Below are 21,717 nucleotides of genomic sequence, written 5' to 3'. Positions count from 1 at the left end.
CCCATCTCCACACATCATGAATGCTGACGCGAGCTTGAAAGAAATCTTCGGGGAACCCCAGCACGGCGAGGAGTTCGACTATGTGTCGATCTGCATCGCCTCGGCGGACCGCACCCGCTCCTGGTCCTCCGGCGAAGTCAAGAATCCAGAAACCATCAACTACCGCACCTTCAAGCCTGAAAAAGGCGGCTTGTTCTGCGAGCGTATCTTCGGGCCCACCCGTGACTGGGAGTGCGCCTGCGGCAAATACAAGCGCATCAAGCACAAGGGCGTGGTCTGCGACCGCTGCGGCGTCGAAGTGACGCTGTCCCGCGTGCGCCGCGAGCGCATGGGCCACATCGAGCTGGCCGTGCCTGTGACCCACATCTGGTTCTACAAGTGCATGCCCTCCCGCATCGGCCTGATGCTGGACATGACCGCCCGTTCCCTCGAGCGCGTCATCTACTATGAGGACTACATGGTCGTCGATCCCGGCAACACCCCGCTGCAGCGCGGTCAGCTTCTCACCGAAGTGGACCTTCGCGAAGCCGAGGAACAGTACGGTGCAGACGCCTTCCGCGTGGGCATGGGTGCCCAGGCCATCCGCGACATCTTCTCCCAGATCAACCTGGCTGAAGTGACCAAGGAGCTGGAAGAGGCCATGACGAAGACCCGCTCCAAGCAGATCCGCAAGAAGCTGGCCAAGCGCCTCAAGCTCTGCCAGGGCTTTGCTGAAAGCCACAGCCGTCCTGAGTGGATGATCTTGGAAGTGCTGCCCGTCATTCCGCCGGACCTCCGTCCGCTGGTGCCTCTCGAAGGCGGCCGCTTTGCCACCTCCGACCTGAACGACCTCTACCGTCGTGTCATCAACCGCAACAACCGTCTCAAGAACCTCCTTCAGCTCCGCACGCCGGATGTCATCATCCGCAACGAAAAGCGCATGCTGCAGGAAGCCGTGGACGCCCTGTTCGACAACGGCCGCCATGGCCGCCCGGTGACTGGCGCTGGCAATCGTCCTCTCAAGTCCATGTCCGACATGCTCAAGGGCAAGTCCGGCCGCTTCCGTCAGAACCTGCTCGGCAAGCGCGTGGACTACTCCGGTCGTTCCGTCATCGTGATCGGTCCTGACCTGAACCTGGGTCAGTGCGGTCTGCCGAAGAAGATGGCCCTCGTGCTTTTCGAACCCTTCATCATCCGCCGTCTCAAGGAGATGGGCCTGGTGCACACCGTGCGCAGCGCCAAGAAGATGATCGAGCGCCGCACGCCCGAGGTGTGGGACATTCTGGACGAAGTGACCAAAGGCCACCCCGTCCTCCTCAACCGCGCTCCGACGCTGCATCGTCTGTCCATCCAGGCATTCGAGCCGAAGCTCATCGAAGGTGAGGCCATCCGCGTGCATCCCCTCGTTTGTACGGCCTACAACGCCGACTTCGACGGTGACCAGATGGCCGTGCACGTTCCGCTTTCCATCGAGGCCCAGATGGAGGCCCGCCTGCTCATGCTGGCGCCGAACAACCTCTTCAGCCCAGCCAGCGGCAAGCCGGTGATCAACCCCTCCCAGGACATTCCTCTGGGCTGCTACTTCCTCACCTACCTGCGCGACTTCCCCCAGCACGACGCCAAGGGCAAGAAGGGCGAAGTGGAAGGCCGCGTGCCGGTCTTCAACAGCGCTTCCGAAGTCGAATTCGCCATCGCCGAAGGCGGCCTGAGCGTGAACGACAAGGTGCGCTTCCGCAATCCTGACCACGGCCTGCCCAAGCGCCCCTACGGCGACCCGAGCAAGGCAGTCATCGAGACCACCGCTGGTCGTGTCATCTTCAATGAAATCTGGCCCGAAGGCCTTGGTTTCATCAACACCACCGTGGGCAAGAAGCAGATCTCCGACATCATCTGGCGCTGCTTCCAGACCTTTGGCCAGAAGGAAACCGTCTCTGCTCTGGACCGCCTGAAGCAGCTCGGCTTCCGCGAAGCCACGCGCTCCGGTTGCTCCATCGGTATCACGGACATGGTCATCCCGCAGGCCAAGGCCGGCGGACTGGAAAACGCCTACAAGCAGATCGAGGAAATCGAGAAGCAGTATCGCCGTGGTATCATCACCAATGGTGAGCGCTATCAGAAGATCATCGACATCTGGACGCAGGTGGGTGAAATCGTCGCTGACGAACTCTTCCGCACGCTGGAGCACAACGAAGGCAAGAAGCACCACAACCCGCTCTACGTGATGGTGAACTCCGGTGCCCGAGGCAACCGTACGCAGATCAAGCAGCTCGCCGGCATGCGCGGCCTTATGGCCAAGCCCTCCGGTGAGATCATCGAGCGCCCGATCACCTCGAACTTCCGCGAAGGTCTGAGCGTGCTCGAGTACTTCATCTCCACGCACGGTGCTCGTAAGGGTCTGGCAGACACCGCTCTGAAGACCGCTGACTCCGGTTACATGACCCGTAAGCTGGTCGACGTGTCCCAGGACGTCATCGTCACTGAGGAAGACTGCGGCACTGCCAACGGCATCACGCTTTCCTCCATCTACCAGGGCGACGAAGAAATCGTCGATCTCAAGACCCGCGTCTATGGCCGCGTCTCCTGCGAGACCATCCATGATCCCGTGGACAAGAGCACCATCGTCAAGGCTGGTCAGCTCGTCTCCGAGAAGGAGGCCGCCCACCTGGCAAAGATCGGTGTCGAGAAGCTCAAGATCCGCTCCGTGCTCACCTGCGAAAGCAAGCGCGGCTGCTGCTCCAAGTGCTACGGCCTCCACCTCGGCACGCACCGCATGGCCAAGATCGGCGAAGCGGTCGGCATCGTGGCCGCCCAGTCCATCGGCGAACCCGGAACGCAGCTCACCATGCGTACGTTCCACGTCGGTGGTGCTGCCACCAGCTCCTTCAAGCAGCCCTTCATCAACGTCAAAAACGCCGGTACCGTCAAATACACCGACATGCGTTCGGTGCAGACCATCGAAGGCACCTGGATCGCCCTCACCAAGAACGGCGTCCTGTCCATCCATGACGACGAAGGCCGCGAGCTCGAAAGCCACAAGCTGGTCACGGGTGCCGTTATCGCCGTCGAAGACGGTGGCAAGGTCAAGAAGGGCCAGCAGGTTGTCACCTGGGATCCCTATAACGTGCCGATCATCACCGAGAAGGCCGGTAAGCTGGAATTCCGCGACATGATCTCCGGCATCACGATCACCAAGGAAGTCAACCAGAGCACAGGCAACGAAGAAACCGTTGTCATCGAGCACAAGGAAGACCTCCATCCGCAGGTCGTGGTGGTGGATCCGAAGACGCACGAAGTCCTCGCCAGCTACACCATTCCTGCCGGTGCTCACCTTAGCGTGAAGAACAACGAGAAGGTGGAAGCCGGTACCACGATCGCCAAGACGCCGCGCAAGGCCTCCAAGACCAAGGACATCACCGGTGGTCTTCCCCGTGTGGCCGAGCTCTTCGAAGCCCGCAAGCCCAAGGACGCGTGCGAAATCGCCCGTATCGACGGCACCGTGGAAATCGGCGGCCTCGTCCGTGGCAAGCGCCGCGTGATCGTGACCGACAACAAGACCGGCCAGCAGGAGGAGCACCTCATCCCCCGCAGCAAGCACATCTTGCTGTTCAATGGCGACCACGTCAGCAAGGGCGACCAGATCACCGATGGTCCTGTCGTTCCGCATGACCTCCTCGAAATTCTTGGCCCGCAGGCGCTGCGCGAGCACCTCGTCAACGAAGTGCAGGAAGTGTACCGCGCCCAGGGTGTGGAAATCAATGACAAGCACGTGGAGATCATCATCCGCCAGATGCTGCGCAAGGTTAAGATCACCGACACCGGCGACACCGAGTTCCTCTGGGGCGACCAGATCGACCGCACGGAGTTCGACAAGGAAAACGCCCGTGTGGCCGAAGAGGGTGGCAAGCCTGCGGAAGCAGAGCCTGTGCTCCTCGGCATCACCAAGGCGTCCATCGAGACGGAGTCCTTCATCTCCGCCGCTTCCTTCCAGGACACCACCCGTGTGCTCACCGAGGCCGCCACCCTTGCCAAGTCCGACCTCCTGCGCGGCTTCAAGGAAAACGTCATCATGGGTCACCTCATCCCTGCCGGCACCGGCTTCATCAACAACCGCAACTTCGAGCTGCACGAAACGGAGCGCCCTGTGCTGCCCGCCGGAGCCGACGAAGACGCGGCCTGATCCGCCCCGCCAGCATAGCATCAACCATCACCCGCCTCCTTCGGTGCAAGCCGTCGGAGGCGGTTTTGCGTATGGGCGGATCATGTGACAGTGCCTTGGGTTGCCCTCATTAGGCTGCCAGCTAAAGTTATCAGACTTTTTCATGAAACATCTCCTCACTACAGCCCTGCTCTTTCTGCTGGTTGCAGTCTCTCAGGCAGGCAAGCCTAAGCACTTCATCTTTATTCCCAAGGATGTCTCCGGCGACCTGCCTGTGGCAGTTTGGCTTCATGGTTATCGCGGGTATTCGCCTTTGGGTCCAATGCCAGGAGAGACTGCGGAATCCATGCAGAAACTGGCCGATGCGCTGGGCGCTGTGATCCTCGGTTTTCCCGCTACGACAGACCTTGGAGATGACACTCAGCAGTGGTCCGAGGAGCCGGTGGCTGACCATGCTTACATTCAGGACAGGCTAAAAACTCTGACATCGGATTTGAAGCTGGATTTGAAGCGGGTCGGATTGTTTGGCTTTTCTCAGGGGGCCATGGTGGCGGCTGATCTTGCCACTCTCTATCCCGAGTCCTATCGGGGTGCCATTTTGATGTCACCTGGAGGCATGGGTGCACCAAAGGCTGCTGAGCGAAGGCTGCCACTGCATGCCACGCAGGTTTATTTTTGCTTTTGCGGTGCCGAAGAGCATCCGGGCAATGTCGGCCTCACAAAGGCTTATGCACAGCATCTAGAGCGGGTGCTCGGTGCCCACGTCACCCTGAAGCTCTACGAAGGTGTCTCCAAGCACACGCGGCCGCCGGATTTCATGACCCAGTTTACTTCTTGGATGGGAGCTATCCTCAAGCCGATGGAAAAGAACTGACCGTCTGCCACCGCCTGCCTCACCTCGGCACGATTCCCAGATAATTCCGCACGGTGCTCCAGCCGGGGTAGGAGCGTTCGTGGCCGTCCACGGTGCGGTAGTAGATCGCGGAGGAGTGGCCGCCGTCGAGATTGAGGGCGCGGTGCACGGTGAAGGCGGGCATCAGGCCGGGCGTGGAGAGCAGATCGCCCAGGTCACTGAGGGTGATCTCTTCCGCCGTGCCGATGAGCCACTGCGTGCTGCCATCGTTGGCGATGAACGTGCGCGCACTCTGCTTGCGGTAGTCCAGGCCTGGAACGACCTGGCCGTCATCGACGAGGCGCGGGCCCGCCTGCAGGAACTGGCTGGCTTCGGAGGGGCTGACTTCGTGATTCCACTGGATCTGCGGATGGGTGGTGACGGCGACCGCGCCGGTGAGGAGCGATCCCGTCTGCCATTCACCTGTCTTGCGTCCGTCTGCGATCATGAGGCCCATGGGCTTGAAGTCGCGGGAGAAGAATCCGCCATTCACCCCGGCGATGGCTCCGGCGGCCTGCAGGCTGTCTTTGATATGACTGCCGCCCGCCCAGTCGTTCGGCTGGTCGATCACCTTGAGCTCAAACTGCCGGCTGTCGAAGACCACGACCCGGATCTGATAGGTGTGCCCTTTGTGACCGATCTTGTATTCGATCAGCGAGGCATTGCCAAACAGCGGCTGGCCTTTGAAGTCGGAAATGGCAGTCCATTCGGCGGCCTTGGAGGGCGGAGCCGCAGGCTGGGCTGGCTGAGCTTCTTCCGTGCCTGGTACTGAAAGGCCCGACTCCGATTCCGTCGTGGGTGTCAGCGGGCGTGGCGGTGGCGTCGTGGCGCAGGAGGCCAGCACCAGAGTCAGAATGAATGCCAGTGCGCGTTTCATGGGCTCAGGCGAGGGTGGCGAGCTGCTCCTTCATGGCCGCCAGCGCACGCGCGCGGTGGCTGAGCTGGTTCTTGGTCTCGGCGGAAAGAACACCAAAGGTGTCAGCATAGCCGTCGGGGATGAAAAGGGCATCGTAGCCAAAGCCGCCCTCTCCCACCTCTTGCGTGAGCAGGCGGCCCTCGACACTGCCGTGCGTGATGTGCAACACCTTGCCATCTCGTGCCAGCACCATGCAGCAGTGAAAGCGGCCGGTGAAGGGGACGTCCTGCGGCAGCTTGGAGAGCTCGGTTTTCAGCTTGGCGCGGTTGTCGGCGGAGGTGGCGGTTTCTCCCGCATAGCGTGCGCTGCGCACACCGGGCGCGCCGCCCAAAATGTCCACCTCCAGGCCGGAGTCGTCCGCCAGCACCAGCAGGCCCGGCGCACCACGGCTGCCGCTCACGGCCTTGATGATGGCATTGGCTTCAAAGGTGTCACCAGTCTCCTCATCCAGCGTTACGCCGGGGTGAGCACGGAGATCCGCCACCTGCCAGGCATCTCCGAGGATGGCGGCGACTTCTTCAGTCTTGTGGGCGTTGGAGGTGGCGAAGACGATGGATGGCATTGGGAGGGGAAAGTTTACGGTTGTTGACCGTTGTTTACAGTGGTTGACGGTTGTCTCAATCCACTGTCAACAACCGTAAACAATCGTCAACTACCGTAAACTCCTGCTCAGTGCATCAGCGGCTCCAGCAGCCGCTCTTCAGTGATCAGGCCGAGAGGAAGCTGGCGCTCATCGAGCACGATGGCAAGGCGGCGGCCGGATTTGCGCAGGCGCTGCAGGGCGTGCAGGGCAGACAGGCTGGCGGGCACGGTGTCCAGAGTGCGCATGTGCTGGCGCACGAGGCGGTCGGGCGGGAGCGTGGCTGGCAGGTCGGTGGTGTCCAGCATGCCAATGAAGCTGCCGTTGTCTCCCAGCACGGGCAGCAGGGCGCAGTTCTGCTCGCGTGCGGCGATCAGCGCCGTGCTCAGCGGGATCTCCGCCGCCAGCGCCACACTGCGTGCCAGCGGCTGCATCACATCTGCCGTGCGCAGTTTTTTGTAGTCCAGCACACGCTCGATGAGGTGCGTGGCGTTGGGGGAGAGCTGCTGCTTGGAGGCCAGCTCCTGGGCCAGCGCTTTGAGGTCCTCCCGGCCGCGTGTCTGGCGCGCTTCATTGCTTTCGTCATCAGCTTTGCTGGAGGGCTTTCCGGCTACCGCACGGAAGAGCGGGCGCGCCAGCCCCACCAGATGCACCAGCGGCGAGACACTGCGCAGGGAGCGGAAAGGATAGCTGCGGAAGAGCTTCTTGGGCATCACCTCCAGCCCGATGAGAAACACCGGCAGCACAAAGACAAAAGCCAGCACATAGCCCCACAGGGTGGCATGATGAATGACGGGCAGGGCGATGAGCAGGAACGCGACGAGGTTGGTCAGGTGATTTGCCACCGTGATGCAGCCGATCAGCGCATCGCGGTCCTCCAGCAGCGGCAGCAGCCCGCGTGCGCGGCGGTCTCCGGCGCTGGCGGCGTGCCGCACGCGCACACGGCTCACGGCCATGACTGCGCTTTCCAGTCCGGAGAGCGTGAAGGAAAGCGCGAGGCAGAGGATGAGAAGAAAAGGCGTCATGCAGCAGGTCGTGGTATCGGCTGGCAGCGGGTGGTATTATTCAGCTTCCGGGCTGGGGGCGGGTTTGGGTTTCAGGCGCAGCTCCACCTCCTGGATGCGGGCCCGCACGATGCGGCGCACCTTGATGTCCGCCTCCTCCAGGCCGATGCGCTCTCCGGGCTTGGGCACATGGCCGAGCTGATTGAAGACCAGCCCACCGATGGTGTCGATGCCGTCTTCGTGCAGTTCCACGCCCAGCTCTTCGTGGATGTGGTCCAGCCGCGTGCCGCCATCCAGCAGAAAGCGGCCGTGGCCCAGGTCGCGGATCTCAGAGGCCTCCCCATGCCAGGGCGCGGCCTCATACAGCAGCCAGTCGGCGATCTCGCGGCGGGTGATCATGCCCTCCAGCCCGCCGTATTCATCCGCGATGAGCACCGGTTGCACATCGCCCTGCAGATGATGCTCCAGCGCCTCCAGCACGGGCATGGTCTCCGGCACAAAGGCAGGTGTGCGCATGAGTGTGCGCCAGTCCGGGCGGTTGGCCAGCTTCCATTCGCTGGTGTCGATCACGCCTTCCACAGAGTCGGGGGTCTCGCCATAGACGATGACAAACCTGCTGGCCGCCTTTTCCAGCGTGGCGGTGATTTTATCCGCAGCGTCCTCGCTGCTGATCAGCGCCAGATCCACGCGCGGCACCATGCAGTCGCGCACGGTCAGCGCCTCGATGTCCAGCGCCTCGTGGATCATGGAGCTCTCGTCGCTGTCCAGCAGGCCCTGCTCCTGGCGCATTTCCACCAGGGTCTCAAATTCATCCCGCGTCACGGGCATGCGCATCTTCACATGGCGCGTCACAAATTTCTGCAGCAGCACATCGGTGGTGCGGTCCACCAGAGCGGCCAGAGGATCCAGCACATTGCGCAGCGGGTGCAGCAGACGCAGGCTGCCGAGCAGAACCACGGAGGGATTGCGGGCGGCAAAAAATTTAGGAGCCATATCTCCTAGCAGAACCGTTGCCAAAAATAACACGGATGATGTCAGCCACGCATTCCATCCCAGAGCACGCAGCGGACCCGTCACGATCCAAAGGCCCAGCGCGGCCAGGGCGAGGTTCAGCCCCGCTGAGAGCAGCAATGTGCGATGCAGCTGCGCAAAGGGATTGGCCGTGATGGCGCGCAGCTTTTGCGCCACCGCACCTTCACCGGCAGCCAGCAGCTGCGCCTCGATGTCCCGCGCACTATGGATGGCTGTCTCCGTGGCGGAGATGGTGGCAAGAAGCAGCAGCAGAGCGAGGTAGATGGAAAAAGCGACCAGCAGGGACATCGAAAAACGGAAGGGTTTCAGTGTGGGAGGAGGGGGCGCTCGGGGTCAAGGTTAATTACGGAACAGCATCGCGTCTTCGTTCTTGCCAAGAGCCTGGCATCCTGATAGCACGGGGCTTTATGCGCATATTCCTTGCCACCCTGCTTTGCATCTCCGCCCTCAGCCTGCACGCCGCAGACAAGCTGAAGGTTCTCATCATTGACGGACAGAACAATCACAAATGGGAGATCACCACGCCCGTGCTGCGGAATGCGCTGGAGAGCAGCGGAGCCTTTGCCGTGGAGGTGAGCACCACTCCGCCCAAAGGCTCTCCGCCTGAGGCCTGGCATGCGTTCAAGCCGGTCTTCACCGACTACCAGGCCGTGGTAAGCAACTACAACGGCGAGCCCTGGCCGCAGAATGTGCGAGATGCCTTCACCAAGTATGTGGCCGATGGCGGCGGTTTTGTTTCCATCCATGCAGCGAACAATTCCTTCCCCGAGTGGAAGGAGTACAATGACATGATCGGCGTGGGTGGCTGGGGCGGACGTAATGAAAAGTCCGGCCCCTGGCTTTATGTGAAAGACGGCAAGCTCTTCCGCGACACCTCCGCAGGGAATGGCGGCGCGCACGGTCCGCAGCATGAGTTCATCGTGGAGGTGCAGAATGCGGAGCACCCCATCATGCGTGGTCTGCCCAAGCGCTGGCTGCACGCCAAGGACGAGCTTTACAGCAAGCTGCGCGGTCCTGCTGAAAATGTGGATGTACTGAGCACGGCGGTGTCTGATCTCACCTCCGTCAATGAGCCCAACAACATGGTGCTGGCTTATCATAAAGGCCGTGTCTTTCATACCACGCTCGGCCATGCGGACTACTCCATGCTGGATCGTGGCTTTTACACGATCGTGCAGCGCGGCACCGAGTGGGTGGCCACAGGCAAGGTGGAACGCACGGCAGCCGTGCCGGCAGATTTCCCCACGGAGACGGCTGTCAGTACGGTGAAGCTGGAAGGGTATCCGAAGCAGGAGCCCCCGAAGCCGAAGGCAAAGTAGACCGGTTACGCCAAAACCGGCGAGAAGAGTCCAGTTGCGGCGCGCAACTGGACTACTTTGCCGCCTCAATATCCCGTGCGATCTGCGCCTTCAGCTCTTCCAAGCTGGCAAATTTCATCTCGCTTCGCAGGTGGCGGGTGAAGCGGACTTCCATGTCCTTCCCATAGATGTCGCCGCTCCAGTTCAGGAGGTGTACTTCCAGCGAGGGATCGGCATCTGCTGCCACCGTGGGGCGGCGGCCGAGATTGGCCACGGCGGGCAGCCATTCGGAGCCAATGCGAGCCTCCACGGCGTACACGCCCAGAGGAGGAAGCAGTTCATTTTCCACCGCCACATTGGCCGTTGGAAAGCCGAGCTGGCGGCCGAGCTTCTGTCCTTCGCCCACGGGGCCAAAGACGGAGTAGCCCCGGCCCAGCATTGTGGCGGCGCGGGCAAAGTCGCCGTTTGAGACCGCCTCGCGGATCAGTGTGCTGCTGACCACCTGACCGTCGATTTTCAATGGCGGCACGCCATACACGGCAAAGTCGTGTTCCTGCCCCAGCTCCATGAGGAGGTGAATATTTCCCTCCCGCCCCCGGCCAAAGCTCCAGGTGTAGCCCACGGAGATGCAGCCCAGCGGGCGTGCGGCGCGCACCAGCTGCTGGATGAAATCGCGCGCCGGGGTTTTGGCTGTCTCAGCCGTGAAGGGGCAGGCCAGCAGGCATGAGATGCCGTTTTGCTCCAGGATGAGCTGCTGGTGGCGCGGGCCGCAGAGCAGGCGGGGGGCGGCGCCGGGGCGCAGCACCTGCGCGGGGTGGGGATCAAAGGTGACCACGACGGCGGTGCCGTGGTGCTGCGTGGCGTGCTCCTGGGCCGCGCGGATGACCTCCTGGTGCCCGAGGTGGATGCCGTCAAAAACTCCTACGGCGAGGGCGAGCGGGCCCGGAAGTGAAGAAAGAGAATCAATGGAGCGGAGAACCTGCATGCACGTGGTGGGGAGAATCAGCCATACCAGCGGCCATGCAGAGCGCAAGGCGAAGAGGGCGGAGCGCACGACGCTGTGTGCGGCAGCCCTGTGTAGAGGGGCGGATTACTTCAGGTTGCTCAGGGTGCTCCAGAAGCTCTGCAGCACGCTCTTGGTGCCCACGTTCATGCTGCTCTTCACGTCGGTGTGGGCGGTGCCGATCATGTGGGGCATCACTTCGCCGTAGGTGGGCATTTTGGTCCAGCCGAGAGCGATTTCCTGGGTGGCGGCGGCGGTGGTGGAGGTGTTGTTGGTATTCATATGATTCGTAAGTTTGAGAATTTCGGGGTGATTTAGGCGGTGAGATTCAGTTTTGAATGAAGCTTTGTTTATGGGTGTGAGAATCGAGTCACAAAAATGAGAATTACATGCCAAAAGGATGGCGGGGGAAGAAGCCAGCATAGTTGCGGCCCTTGGTGCGCCAGCGGGGACCTTCGCCGGTATACTGGCCGGAAGTGTCCATGCGAAGACCGCAGATGGTCATGAAAACGTGCTCACCAGGCTTCACCCAGATGGTGATGAAGCGGCCTTCGCCAGGCTGGCCATAGCTGGCGAACTCCTTGCTGGACAGGCAGCGGTTCAGCAATCCTGCCTTGATCAGCACATAAGAAGTGCTGCTGCTGCAGTCATAAGCGCTGTCCTCAATGTTGCGATGGCCGCCGCCCAGGACGTAGGGCTTGTTCTGGAGGGTGTTGGCGGCATAAACGGCATACTGAAGGGCCTGGGGGGCGGTTTGGCCCACGGTGGCAAAGCGGCCGTCAAAGCGGATCTGAGAATTGCCGACGCTGTTGGCAGCCTGCTGAGCTGCAGCGGCGCGCTCGGCGTTGGCCTTGGCTGCGGCCTGGTCGGCGTAGTAGCGGGCCCAACCTTCAGCGTAGGCCTGCTGCTGAGCGTTGTAGGCAGCCCAGGCCTGCGCATTGGCGGCCTGCTGTTCGTAAGCAGCCTGTGCTTGGGGGGCGGCATAGTAGCCGGCGGCATAATAACCATTCTGAGCTTTCGCGGCGGTGGCAACAGCAAGGAGGCTGACGGCAAGTGCGAGGCGGATGATCGTTTTCATGGCTGCGTGAGTGATTCTCGTTTCTTCTGGTATTTATAACAGAAATTAGAATCGTTGCAACAGCCATATCAAATTTTGATCATAAAATTGTAAAATTGATAATTCTCATTGAGAAAAAGCTTCATAAACCATTCATTATCAACGGTTATCAATATTGATAATTTCGCCTTCAGGGCTGATATTTCGGGCTTCTAAATGATAAAAATGGCGAAAAACGTCTAAAAAACCGGCATGTAATCGATATTTTCCGAAATTCCGATCATTCTAGAGAGGGTGGAAAAAATGACTTTCTTCTAATTCTTGCGCATGAGAGTTCTTCTTTGAGAATGCGGGCCGAATGAACCTGCGACATCGCTCACTCATGGTCTTGGAATTGGTGCTGGCTGCGGCCTCGGCGGGCACTCCTGAGCACGCACGTGCTGCGGAGGTGCCGCAGGTGGCGCGCTATTATGATGAGGAGGGCATGCGCTACCTGACGCTGAGAAACAACTCGGCCACGGGTGTGGAGGTGCAGGTGCGCTGGGCCTCGGAGCCAGGAAGCACGGGCACCTGGCTGGGGCAGGGGACCCGCAAGGACAATGTGGTGACCTTTGCCGCCTCGGTGGATGAGGGGCAGGAGCGGGGCACGTATTTCATCGCCAAGGGCGGTGAGTCGAAGATGGAGATCCTTTACAGGCCCGGGCAGAAGATGCCGCAGGATGCAGGATTGCTGGGCCTTTACCGCCGCATCAGCGATGAGAAGCGCCTGCAGCTGGCGCGCAAGGAGGCGCAGGCGGCTGAGGTGCGCCTGACCGAAACGCTGAAAGAGGCCGCTCGCAGCTGGCCTGCGGTGGACAAGGCGGTGCCTGCCGACTGGAAGGCGCGCTGGCCCGGACTGCTGAGCCGGTGGATGAAGATCGCCTACCAGCCACCGGAGGCACCCAAGCCCAAGCCCGGGCAGCCTGCGCTGGCACCGGCTGCGGCCAAGGACGCCGCCTCTCCGGAAAAGGATGCGGAGTACTGGCTCAAGATCGCGCAGGCCACGGCGCTGGGGTTTGGCTTCCTGCAGCAGTTGCCGCCGCTCAAGAGCACCTCATGGGATGGCGAGTATGACGACGGCTTTGGCGGTCATGTGAGCATCCGTGCCACGAAGGAAGGCAAACTTCGCGTGAACCTGAACTGTACCCGCGTGAATGAAAACCAAGGCAGCGACCTCCAGGGGCAGATCCTGCCTGAGGCGCTGAAAAAGCAAGGAGACGAAACCACGGCGCAGGCCGTTTTCATCGAGCCTGATGTGCCAGAAAATGCCAAGGAGGTGAATGTGACCCTGAAGCGCAAAGGCGGCTTCCTCTGGGTGGAGGTCCGCCGCAAGGCCGCCCTTCCCGGCGTCTTCTCCTGGCACGACGGCATCTACCGCTGGGGCCCGGTTCCCACGGAGTGAGGGCGGGGCTTTAAATATGGAGTGCGGTCGCGGAGTGAGGCACGAACGCAGCTACCGCTTTTGAGGGCCGGTAGGTTTGCGTGGAATGTGAAGACCTGCGGGAGGCACACGACTCACGTCATGCGCGGGGCTCATAGCCACAGGCGCATCACGAGACGCTCGAAGGCGGCAGCTCCACTTCCTCCTCCGCTCTCTGAGCTACGAAGGACCGGCCGTTCCTCGTTGCGCAGTCGCACTCCAAATACGCTCTGACGCATTGCGCGCTGCTTACGCCTTCTTCTCCGCCGTCGGCGGTGTCTCAAAGAACGAAGCCAGGGCCAGCAGGATGGCGGCGCTGACGACGCAGGAGTCGGCCACGTTGAAAGAGGGCCAGGGGTGGAAGGGCGGGAAGCCGAAGTCGAATTTCAGGAAGTCCACCACGTAGCCGTCGAAAAGCTTGCCATCCAGTAGGTGGCCGCCGTCGTGGCTGCGGAAGAGGCGGTCGGTCAGGTTTCCAAAGACGCCGGAGACCAGCAGCGCCACGGCCGTGCGACTTAGAGCGCCGGGGAAGTAGCCCTTCACATGCATGTAGCGGATGAAGGCCAGCGCCCCCAGCGACACGGCTGTGAAGACGTAGTTGGCATACTGCGTGCCGTTAAACATGCCAAAGGCCACGCCGGTATTGGCGGCATGGTGCAGCCAGAACACACCGGGGATGACCTCCTGCTCCGTTTCATACAGCCTGAAGTGCTGCACGATCCAGCTCTTGCTGAGCTGGTCGAGGATGTACAAAGGCAGGGAAAGGAGCAGGAAGAGGCGGATCATGGCACTAGGTGGAAAATCACGCGGGCTGCAGCACGACCTTGAGCAGGCCTTCCTTGTTGTCGTAAAGGCGCTTGAACCAGCCGGCACCTTCCTCCAGCGGGGCCACGGCGCTGAGCAGGGGCTCCACCTGAATGCTGCCGTCCTGAATGCGGCGGATCGCCTCGGGGTACTCACCGGCGCAGGAGCAGGAGCCCTTGATGGTGAGCTGGCGGGTCACGACCTCCTGGAGGGGGAAGGGGGTGTTGGGCTGCAGATTGCCAATCAGCACGACCTGCCCGCCCTTGCGCACGCTGCGGATGGCGAGGTCCAGCGGCGCGCCTGCGCCCACGACTTCAAAGCTAGCGTCGGCACCGTCGCCGTCGCAGATCTTGCGGATGTGCATGGCTAGGCCTTCCTGTTTGGCATTGAAGACCTCGTCTGCGCCCAGCTTGCGGGCCAGCTCCAGACGGCCGTCATCCAGATCCACGGCGATCACCTTTTCCCAGCCGCGCGCCTTGAGCGCCTGCACCACGAGCAGGCCGATGAGGCCCGCGCCGACGACCACGGCGGTGCCGCCTTTGGCTTCCTCGCCTTCGCAGTGGCAGTCATGGCCGCACTCCTTGGAGCCGCAGTCTTCTTCTTCCGCAGCCTGGGTGAAGGCCTCTCCCACTTCGATGCCATCGGCCAGATTCACCGCATGCAGGGCGATGGACACGGGCTCGGCAAAGGCGGCCTTCTCATAGGAAAGCTCGTCCGGGATGCGGTAGAGGATGCGGGTGGGCAGCGCGATCTTTTCCGCAAAGCAGCCGTGGCGGCGATACTCGCCGGGGGAGACGCCGAGCACCTTGCGGTTGGGGCAGAGATTCACAAAGCCGGACTGGCACTCGTCGCACTCGCCGCAGTACTCGGTGGAGTCAAAGGTCACGCGGTCGCCGAGGCTCCAGCCCTGCACGCCTTCGCCCAGGCCGATGATTTCGCCTGCAGCCTCATGGCCCATGACGATGGGCATCTGGCGGCGGCCGCTGCGGCCGTCCATGCCGTGGATGTCGCTGCCGCAGATGCCGCAGGCCGCCACCTTCACCAGCACCTCGCCAGCGGCGGGCGTGGGGTCGGGGAACTGGGTGTCGAAGTTGAACTCAGAGGGGGCGGTAAGGACGAGCGCTTTCATGGGAGCGCGGATCATGCCTCGGCTGGGGCGGGAGGCAAGGGGGGAAGTGTGAGTTCGTCCTCGTTCTCGTTCTCCTGCTCGTCCTCGATCATTGCGTGTGCGCAGGGGCTTTGGGGGCAAGCACTGAAAACTGAAAAATGAAAACTAAAAAATGCCGGGGATGGCCTCCGCTCGCTGATAAAGAAAGACGCAGCGTCCAAAAGCCCCATTCGTTATTGGAGATTTGGGTTTATTTCGTCATTCGGACTTTCTCATTCGTCATTTTCCCTCACTCCTCCCCGCTCACCTTGCCACGACCTTCCTTGATCCCCGCGCGGTGCCTCTTTCCGGCCACAAAGCGGCGTTTGAGCCCCCGGGGGCGGGCGCGGGTCTGGCGGCGGACTTTCTCGCGGTCGTTTTGGATCTCCATCTGTGCGGTCTTGAAGGCGGCTTCCAGGCGGTCGCACAGTTCCTGGCGGGCGATCAGGCGGTTCTGCGACTGCGAGCGCTCGCGCTGGCAGCGCACCTCCAGGCCGCTGGGCACGTGGCGCAGCACCACGGTGGAGCTGGTCTTGTTGATCTTTTGCCCGCCTGCCCCGCTGCCACGGATAAAGTCCTCCTCCAGATCCTCCTCGCGGATGCGGAGTCTCTGCATGCGTGCGCGTAGCGCGGGATCATCAGGCAGGTCGGCCATGGAATGAGTATCGGACCGGGTGATGGGGGCTGCAACTGGTGCGTGCATGGGGCGCGGTTAAGGGAACGGCGGTCAAAAATGACGAATGAGTAAATCCGAATGACGAAATAATGGCGAATGACGAAGATCGAAGCAGCGGCCCATATCCGCTACCCCTCCCGGCAAACGCACGCCCTCCGGGCAGCTGAATTCATCATTCGAGCTTCCTCATTTTTTAGACATTAGGATTTACTCATTCGTCATTCCTTGACGCTCCCATCCCGAATGCCGTCCGCGCAACCCGTTTGCATCCCCCGCGCAGCCCGCTATGGCTTGCCGATGGAAGAATACCACCGCCTGCTGCGCAAAGTGCTCGAACACGGAAGCTACCGTGAGGACCGCACCGGCACGGGCGCATACTCCGTCTTTGGCGAGCAGAGCCGCTACGATCTCAGCAGCACCTTCCCGCTCGTCACCACCAAGAAGCTGCACCTGCGCTCCATCATCCATGAGCTGCTGTGGTTTCTCAAAGGCGACACCAACGTCAAATACCTGCAGGACAACAAGGTGACCATCTGGGACGAATGGGCCGACGAAAACGGCGACCTCGGCCCCGTGTACGGCGCGCAGTGGCGACGCTGGCAGGGCGCACCGGAGGCGGAGACGCACGACCAGATCGCCCGGCTGATCCACGGCATCAAAACCAATCCCTACAGCCGCCGCCACATCGTCAGCGCGTGGAACGTGCCGCACATCGAGAAGATGGCGCTGCCACCCTGCCACTGCCTGTTTCAGTTCTTTGTCGATCGCGGCCGCCTGAGCTGCCAGCTCTACCAGCGCAGCGCGGACCTCTTCCTCGGCGTGCCGTTCAACATCGCCAGCTATGCCCTCCTCACGATGATGGTGGCCCAAGTCTGCGATCTCCAGCCCGGCGAATTCGTCCACACCTTCGGTGACCTGCATCTCTACAAGAACCACCTCGATCAGGCCAAGCTCCAGCTCACCCGCGAGTGCCGCGCTCTGCCCGTGATGAAGCTGAATCCCGACGTGAAGGAAATCGACGCCTTCCAGTACGAGGACTTCACGCTGGAAGGCTACGATCCGCATCCGAGCATCAAGGCGGAGATTGCGGTGTAGGTTTGGATCAAGTTAAGGCAGACATCTGCGTGTTGGGGGCTCTAGGCTTAGGAAAATTGCACAATTGCTAGTTGGATGCCCGATTTATTGTGCTCATGTTGGGCATGGCCTCTGAAGCTCGAGATGACAGTGCGCTAAAATTTGATCGCGATGCCTTTCACAAGGAAGTTCGGTCAAAGATCAATCTTCTTCCGCGTGAGGCACAGGTCGCCATTGCGGCACGAGCGGCCTGGCGTGTCGTGCCTCTGATGTTTACTGGTTGGAAAAGTCAAGATCGGCTCATTGAATGGTGGACTAAAAACAGCCATTCCATCCTGAGCGCCCTGATTCTGGCTACTCTTGAAGGCGTGCAAGCCGGTAAAGTTTCACGTGCTTCCGCTTCGGCTTCTTCCGCCTCATCGTCCGCTGCTTCCGCTGCTTCTGCTGCCTCCGCCGCAGCATACGCTGCAGCTTACGCCGCTGCCGCCGCTGCCGCGTACGCCGCCTCCGCGTACGCTGCCGTCGCTTACACCGCCGCCGACGCCGCAGCTGCAGCCGCCGCCTACGCATATGCTTACGCTGCCACCGCAGACGCTGCAGCCGCGGCCGATGCCTATTCTACCGCCGCCGCCACATCCAGAGCTAGACGTGCTCAGTTGGTCCAAGAGATTCGTGAGGATCTGGATTGTGCTGATGCACGGGGGGCATCTTTGATAAATACCCCTCTTTGGCGGAGCTTTTCCATAACAGGGGGTGAATCGATGTTACTCGCGCCGGAGACCATGCGCGGTCAGAAAGAAAAAGACATGTTATCTTCTTGGTACTCGGCCTTGGCGCACGGTGTTCCCCCAATTCAAGAAATGCGGCAGTGGTTCAACGAATGGTGGCTTGGTCATCCAAAAAATACGGAGCATGAACCTGCATTTGAGGACGAGTCATTTGAGCTGCACTCATCTCAAGTTCATGATTTTGGAGAGCCTTCCGTTCTGAGGCGCATCTACAAAGAACCGATTATCTCCAGCTCTTTGGCTAGCGATGGCGCAGCCCCGAAGCTCACGGACACGGCGGAGAAGTGCAAGGAGGCGCTGAGGGCCTTTGTGGCCAGTGGTGAGACGGAGGCTCCTATCACGGTCTCGGTGGAGGCACCTTGGGGCGCTGGGAAAACCTCGTTCCTCCATCATCTGCGCATTGCTTTGGAAGAGAAAGACCGCATCCCCACCGTGTGGTTTAATCCCTGGAAGCACGAGGCCGGGAAGACGCTCTGGGCGGCCTTTGCCGTGGCCTATGAGCGGCAGATGGCAGAGAAGCTTTCCTGGCTGGGGCTCTGGCGACGCAGGCTGTCGCTGAGCTGGCAGCGCCTCTCGACAGCAGAGAGGATTTTGCTGCTGTCTCGGCTGGCCTTGTGGCTGCTGGGACTGGCAGTGCTGGTATGGCTTTGGTGTCATGGCGAGGACTTCGCCAAGGATGCCGAGTCGAAGCTCAACACGCTCCTGGCCAGCAAGCTGCCGCTCGTGGGCATCCCCCTGCTGCTGTGGGGTTTTGTGAAGGACCTCGTGGGCAGCTTCGGCAGTCCGCTGAAGATCGACATGGTCAGTGTCTTCACCCGCAATCAGCATGAGGATGGCGTGGACGACCTGCACCGTTTTCACGAGGACTTTGAGCGTCTGATGTGTGCCTACACGCCTGGCAGCGGACCGCTGGAGCGCTTCATGGCGGACCTGCGCAGCCACACCGACCCGAACTGGCCCGACCAGTGGAGAGCCATCGCGCGGGCGGTAGTCCTGGGCATCTGCCGCTGGGTGCGGCGAGTGCTCTACACCTACAGCACTCCTGCGCCGGAGAAACTGAGCGTGTCTCCACGCCCTCTCTGGAGCCAGAACCGTGTGGTGGTCTTTATTGATGATCTGGACCGCTGTGAGGCACCGAAGGCAGCCGAGGTGCTGCAGAGCCTGCACCTGATGCTGAGCGGTGGCGGCCATGAGCGGCGCAAAAATGCGCCCAAGCCGCCCGGGGTGATCTGCGTCCTGGGCATGGACCGTGAGAAGGTGGCCGCCGCTGTGGCGGCCAAGCATGAGAAGCTGCTGCCCTTTCTGCTGCTGCCGAATGAAAAAGATGGCAAGCTGGCACCGCATCAGGCGCTGGGCTTTGGGCATGAGTTCTTGGAAAAGTTCATCCAGATCACCTTGCATCTGCCGGGGCTGGCGGGGCAGGATCAGGAACAGTACCTACGAATGATCACTGGATGGGAAGGTGAGGAAAATGCCGCTGCCTTCTCACCGGAAACTACACCGGGCAGCGCACAGCCTGCGGCAAATACAACTGCCACAACGCGCTCTGATGGCAAGCGCATGGTCTCCTCAAACCAGGATGAAGCCGAGCGGCTCAAGGCCGAGGAAGCTAAGAGAACACGAACGGCCGTGACAGTGGTGGAAGTTAAATTGAGAGACGGGCAGGCTGCCTTCCTTTGCGCCAGCTATGTGATCGAAGCCCTGGAGCGCAATCCAAGGAGGCTGAAGCAGTTTGTGAATCTCTTTCGCCTGCGCCTCTTCCTTGCCACTGCAATGGAGCTGTTGGACAGAACCTCACTCGATCCACAAGAGAAGCATCGTCATTTCCCCGGAACACTCAGCGTGCATGACATCGCCAAGCTGGTGGCGCTCGATCTTTGCTGCCCGCAGACCATGAGTGGTCTGCGCGAGGAGGCTGGCGTCTCCCTGGAAACAATCAAAGAGCGTGTCAAGAAGGAGCATCCCGAGCCGAGACAGGCGGTCATTTTGAAGATGCTCGACTCAGGTATTAACGGTGATCCTGAATCCAACTCCGCTTATGACCTGAGCAAGGCTCCGCTAGAAATGTACTTCCAGCAGCTTGCCTCAGTGGCGCAAGCGCCTGAGGCTCCGGCTACCAAGTAGCGATTTGGGAATTCTGAGCACCCAAGGTGAGGCCTGCCTTTGGGCGCAAAATAGAAACGGTGGTAAGGGGGCACGAGCATGCGCAAGGATTGTGGTCCGCACAGTCCTCTGTGCGGCTGATGCCACACGGCGCTTCCTTTTTTCCAGATTCTCCACGCGTGTTCTCCATCGCTCCGTCATGAAACGAGCGTTGGGTTTCTGCGCAGGCAGTTCATGGCCCACAGCTCAGGGGGGGGCGAGCCGCACAGAGGATTGCCTTCGGCTGGCTTCGCGTTGTGCGGACCACTGTGGGGGACTGCCTTCAACGAATGTAATCTGCATGGCTGTATACCGCATGACACCCGGCGGAGGCTGGGAGGCAGCCTCCTTGGTTTGCGCTGAGCTGCTGCGTGTTTACCTTCCTGTCTCCACCATGCGTGCGAACTCCGAGAAGAAGTACTTCGCATCGTGCGGGCCGGGGGCGGCTTCGGGGTGGTATTGGACGCTGAGCACGGGGGCCTCGCGGTGGCGCATGCCTTCCACGGTGCCGTCGTTGAGGTTGATGTGTGTCACCTCCACGTTGCTGGGCAGGGAGGAGGGGTCGATGGCAAAGCCGTGGTTCTGGCTGGTGATGGACACCTTGCCATTGCGCAGGTCCTTCACGGGCTGGTTGCCGCCGCGATGGCCGAACTTGAGCTTGAAGGTCTTGCCGCCGTAGGCGTGGCCGAGGATCTGGTGGCCCAGGCAGATGGCAAAGATGGGCTTCTTGCCGATGAGTTCCTTCACTTCCTTGTGGATGTAGTCGAGCGCGGCGGGATCGCCAGGGCCGTTGGAGAGGAAGATGCCGTCCGGATTGCGGGCCAGCACGTCCTTGGCGCTGGTGGTGGCGGGCACCACGTCCACGCGGAAGCCCTGCTGGCGCAGGCGGCGGAGGATGTTGCGCTTTACGCCGAAGTCATAGGCGATGATGTGGTGCTTGGCCTCGGGAAGGGGGTGGCGCACCACGCCATCGGCGCCGGGCTCGCGGTTCTGGGAGGGGCTGGGGATGTCCCAGTCGCCGCTCTCAGTGCTCTCGGGGTCCCAGAGGTAGGGGGCCTTGGTGGTCACTTCCTTGACGAAGTCGCTGCCTTCCATGGGGGGGCTGCTGGCGGCCTGCTTCACGGCTTCCTCCGCCGTGGCGGTGGTGGTGATGACGGCGCGCATGGCGCCGCGGGAGCGCAGGTGGCTGGTGAGGGCGCGGGTGTCCACACCCTGGATGCCGGGGATGCCCCACTGCTTGAGGTAGGCGTCCAGGCTCTGGGTGCTGCGCCAGTTGCTGGGCACTTCGCAGAGCTCCTCGATGACAAAGCCGCGCACGTGGGGCTGGTCGCTCTCCGTATCCAGGGGATTCACGCCGTAGTTCCCGATCATGGGGTAGGTCATGGTCACGATCTGACCACGGTAGGAGGGATCGGTGAGAACCTCCTGATAACCGCTCATGGAGGTGTTAAAGCAGATTTCGCCGGTGTGGGTGGCATCGGCGCCGAACGCCGTGCCTTCAAACACCCGGCCGTCTTCGAGGGCGAGGAGGGCTTTCTTCATCAAGGTTGCTCCCGTGGTCATAGCCAGAAGGGCGGGGGGTGCAAGAGGGAAAGGGCGGCAGGGGGGAAGGGAATCGTCCTCACTCTCTTCCTCGATCCCTGCGCGTCTCTCATGGAAGCCGGGTGGAAAATGACGAATGAGTGAATCCGAATGACGAAATAATGCCGG

17 protein-coding genes are annotated in these 21,717 nt (G+C 61.3%); 6 read left to right on the top strand and 11 right to left on the bottom strand.

Annotation, left to right across the window (positions count from 1 at the left end; genetic code table 11):
- Positions 1-16: 16 nt before the first annotated feature.
- Positions 17-4,156: a DNA-directed RNA polymerase subunit beta' gene (rpoC, locus tag HNQ65_RS12665; protein ID WP_184339915.1), complete on the top strand. Its 4,140-nt coding sequence runs from the start codon at positions 17-19 to the stop codon at positions 4,154-4,156.
- A gap of 100 nt (positions 4,157-4,256) precedes the next feature.
- Complete coding sequence (locus tag HNQ65_RS12660) at positions 4,257-5,009, top strand: alpha/beta hydrolase (RefSeq protein ID WP_184339914.1); 753 nt, start codon at positions 4,257-4,259, stop codon at positions 5,007-5,009.
- Between the two features lie 19 nt (positions 5,010-5,028).
- Here HNQ65_RS12660 and HNQ65_RS12655 read toward each other — a convergent pair whose 3' ends face one another.
- The 4 genes from HNQ65_RS12655 to HNQ65_RS12640 all read right to left on the bottom strand — a co-directional run bounded on the left by HNQ65_RS12655 (position 5,029) and on the right by HNQ65_RS12640 (position 8,847).
- The gene (locus tag HNQ65_RS12655; RefSeq protein WP_184339913.1) at positions 5,029-5,904 is read right to left on the bottom strand and encodes a phosphodiester glycosidase family protein; all 876 of its coding nucleotides are present in this window, start codon (positions 5,902-5,904) and stop codon (positions 5,029-5,031) included.
- A gap of 4 nt (positions 5,905-5,908) precedes the next feature.
- A complete protein-coding gene (locus HNQ65_RS12650; RefSeq protein ID WP_184339912.1) occupies positions 5,909-6,505 on the bottom strand; it encodes a non-canonical purine NTP pyrophosphatase in 597 nt (198 codons plus the stop codon).
- A 107-nt stretch (positions 6,506-6,612) separates the two neighbouring features.
- Complete coding sequence (locus HNQ65_RS12645) at positions 6,613-7,548, bottom strand: CNNM domain-containing protein (RefSeq protein ID WP_184339911.1); 936 nt, start codon at positions 7,546-7,548, stop codon at positions 6,613-6,615.
- Positions 7,549-7,584: 36 nt separating this feature from the next.
- Positions 7,585-8,847, bottom strand: coding sequence for a CNNM domain-containing protein (locus HNQ65_RS12640; protein ID WP_184339910.1), 1,263 nt, complete (start codon positions 8,845-8,847; stop codon positions 7,585-7,587).
- Positions 8,848-8,966: 119 nt separating this feature from the next.
- On the opposite strand from HNQ65_RS12640, the gene HNQ65_RS12635 reads away from it, so the two are divergent.
- A complete protein-coding gene (locus tag HNQ65_RS12635; RefSeq protein ID WP_184339909.1) occupies positions 8,967-9,878 on the top strand; it encodes a ThuA domain-containing protein in 912 nt (303 codons plus the stop codon).
- Positions 9,879-9,930: 52 nt separating this feature from the next.
- Here HNQ65_RS12635 and HNQ65_RS12630 read toward each other — a convergent pair whose 3' ends face one another.
- The 3 genes from HNQ65_RS12630 to HNQ65_RS12620 form a co-directional block, all read right to left on the bottom strand.
- Positions 9,931-10,842 carry a bifunctional riboflavin kinase/FAD synthetase gene (locus HNQ65_RS12630; protein WP_184339908.1) on the bottom strand — a complete coding sequence of 304 codons (912 nt, stop codon included), beginning with the start codon at positions 10,840-10,842 and terminating at the stop codon, positions 9,931-9,933.
- 105 nt (positions 10,843-10,947) lie between these two features.
- Complete coding sequence (locus tag HNQ65_RS12625; RefSeq protein ID WP_184339907.1) at positions 10,948-11,142, bottom strand: hypothetical protein; 195 nt, start codon at positions 11,140-11,142, stop codon at positions 10,948-10,950.
- A gap of 103 nt (positions 11,143-11,245) precedes the next feature.
- A complete protein-coding gene (locus HNQ65_RS12620; protein ID WP_184339906.1) occupies positions 11,246-11,938 on the bottom strand; it encodes a hypothetical protein in 693 nt (230 codons plus the stop codon).
- A 361-nt stretch (positions 11,939-12,299) separates the two neighbouring features.
- On the opposite strand from HNQ65_RS12620, the gene HNQ65_RS12615 reads away from it, so the two are divergent.
- A complete protein-coding gene (locus HNQ65_RS12615) occupies positions 12,300-13,358 on the top strand; it encodes a hypothetical protein (protein WP_184339905.1) in 1,059 nt (352 codons plus the stop codon).
- Positions 13,359-13,625: 267 nt separating this feature from the next.
- On the opposite strand, the gene lspA is transcribed toward HNQ65_RS12615, so the two are convergent.
- The 3 genes from lspA to HNQ65_RS12600 all read right to left on the bottom strand — a co-directional run bounded on the left by lspA (position 13,626) and on the right by HNQ65_RS12600 (position 15,982).
- Entirely contained in the window at positions 13,626-14,162 is a 537-nt protein-coding gene (gene lspA, locus HNQ65_RS12610) for a signal peptidase II (protein ID WP_184339904.1), read from the bottom strand.
- A 16-nt stretch (positions 14,163-14,178) separates the two neighbouring features.
- A complete protein-coding gene (locus HNQ65_RS12605) occupies positions 14,179-15,309 on the bottom strand; it encodes a galactitol-1-phosphate 5-dehydrogenase (protein WP_184339903.1) in 1,131 nt (376 codons plus the stop codon).
- Positions 15,310-15,577: 268 nt separating this feature from the next.
- Positions 15,578-15,982 carry a peptide chain release factor family protein gene (locus HNQ65_RS12600; RefSeq protein WP_184340265.1) on the bottom strand — a complete coding sequence of 135 codons (405 nt, stop codon included), beginning with the start codon at positions 15,980-15,982 and terminating at the stop codon, positions 15,578-15,580.
- A 318-nt stretch (positions 15,983-16,300) separates the two neighbouring features.
- On the opposite strand from HNQ65_RS12600, the gene HNQ65_RS12595 reads away from it, so the two are divergent.
- Together HNQ65_RS12595 and HNQ65_RS12590 are read left to right on the top strand one after the other, a co-directional pair.
- The gene (locus tag HNQ65_RS12595) at positions 16,301-17,098 is read left to right on the top strand and encodes a thymidylate synthase (protein WP_184340264.1); all 798 of its coding nucleotides are present in this window, start codon (positions 16,301-16,303) and stop codon (positions 17,096-17,098) included.
- Positions 17,099-18,102: 1,004 nt separating this feature from the next.
- Positions 18,103-19,989, top strand: coding sequence for a KAP family P-loop NTPase fold protein (locus tag HNQ65_RS12590; RefSeq protein WP_184339902.1), 1,887 nt, complete (start codon positions 18,103-18,105; stop codon positions 19,987-19,989).
- A 393-nt stretch (positions 19,990-20,382) separates the two neighbouring features.
- On the opposite strand, the gene carA is transcribed toward HNQ65_RS12590, so the two are convergent.
- Entirely contained in the window at positions 20,383-21,549 is a 1,167-nt protein-coding gene (carA, locus tag HNQ65_RS12585) for a glutamine-hydrolyzing carbamoyl-phosphate synthase small subunit (protein ID WP_184339901.1), read from the bottom strand.
- Positions 21,550-21,717: the final 168 nt, after the last annotated feature.

This window comes from Prosthecobacter vanneervenii (genome assembly GCF_014203095.1).
Taxonomy (GTDB): domain Bacteria; phylum Verrucomicrobiota; class Verrucomicrobiia; order Verrucomicrobiales; family Verrucomicrobiaceae; genus Prosthecobacter; species Prosthecobacter vanneervenii.
This window is presented reverse-complemented; position numbering and strand designations above follow the sequence as displayed.

Coding starts and splice junctions, on each gene's coding strand:
- HNQ65_RS12595 (WP_184340264.1), top strand. CDS start 16,301: ATGGAAGAATACCACCGCCTGCTGCGCAAAGTGCTCGAACACGGAAGC.
- rpoC (WP_184339915.1), top strand. CDS start 17: ATGAATGCTGACGCGAGCTTGAAAGAAATCTTCGGGGAACCCCAGCAC.
- HNQ65_RS12645 (WP_184339911.1), bottom strand. CDS start 7,548: ATGACGCCTTTTCTTCTCATCCTCTGCCTCGCGCTTTCCTTCACGCTC.
- HNQ65_RS12640 (WP_184339910.1), bottom strand. CDS start 8,847: ATGTCCCTGCTGGTCGCTTTTTCCATCTACCTCGCTCTGCTGCTGCTT.
- HNQ65_RS12615 (WP_184339905.1), top strand. CDS start 12,300: ATGGTCTTGGAATTGGTGCTGGCTGCGGCCTCGGCGGGCACTCCTGAG.
- lspA (WP_184339904.1), bottom strand. CDS start 14,162: ATGATCCGCCTCTTCCTGCTCCTTTCCCTGCCTTTGTACATCCTCGAC.
- HNQ65_RS12655 (WP_184339913.1), bottom strand. CDS start 5,904: ATGAAACGCGCACTGGCATTCATTCTGACTCTGGTGCTGGCCTCCTGC.
- HNQ65_RS12605 (WP_184339903.1), bottom strand. CDS start 15,309: ATGAAAGCGCTCGTCCTTACCGCCCCCTCTGAGTTCAACTTCGACACC.
- HNQ65_RS12635 (WP_184339909.1), top strand. CDS start 8,967: ATGCGCATATTCCTTGCCACCCTGCTTTGCATCTCCGCCCTCAGCCTG.
- HNQ65_RS12650 (WP_184339912.1), bottom strand. CDS start 6,505: ATGCCATCCATCGTCTTCGCCACCTCCAACGCCCACAAGACTGAAGAA.
- HNQ65_RS12600 (WP_184340265.1), bottom strand. CDS start 15,982: ATGGCCGACCTGCCTGATGATCCCGCGCTACGCGCACGCATGCAGAGA.
- HNQ65_RS12620 (WP_184339906.1), bottom strand. CDS start 11,938: ATGAAAACGATCATCCGCCTCGCACTTGCCGTCAGCCTCCTTGCTGTT.
- carA (WP_184339901.1), bottom strand. CDS start 21,549: ATGAAGAAAGCCCTCCTCGCCCTCGAAGACGGCCGGGTGTTTGAAGGC.
- HNQ65_RS12630 (WP_184339908.1), bottom strand. CDS start 10,842: ATGCAGGTTCTCCGCTCCATTGATTCTCTTTCTTCACTTCCGGGCCCG.
- HNQ65_RS12625 (WP_184339907.1), bottom strand. CDS start 11,142: ATGAATACCAACAACACCTCCACCACCGCCGCCGCCACCCAGGAAATC.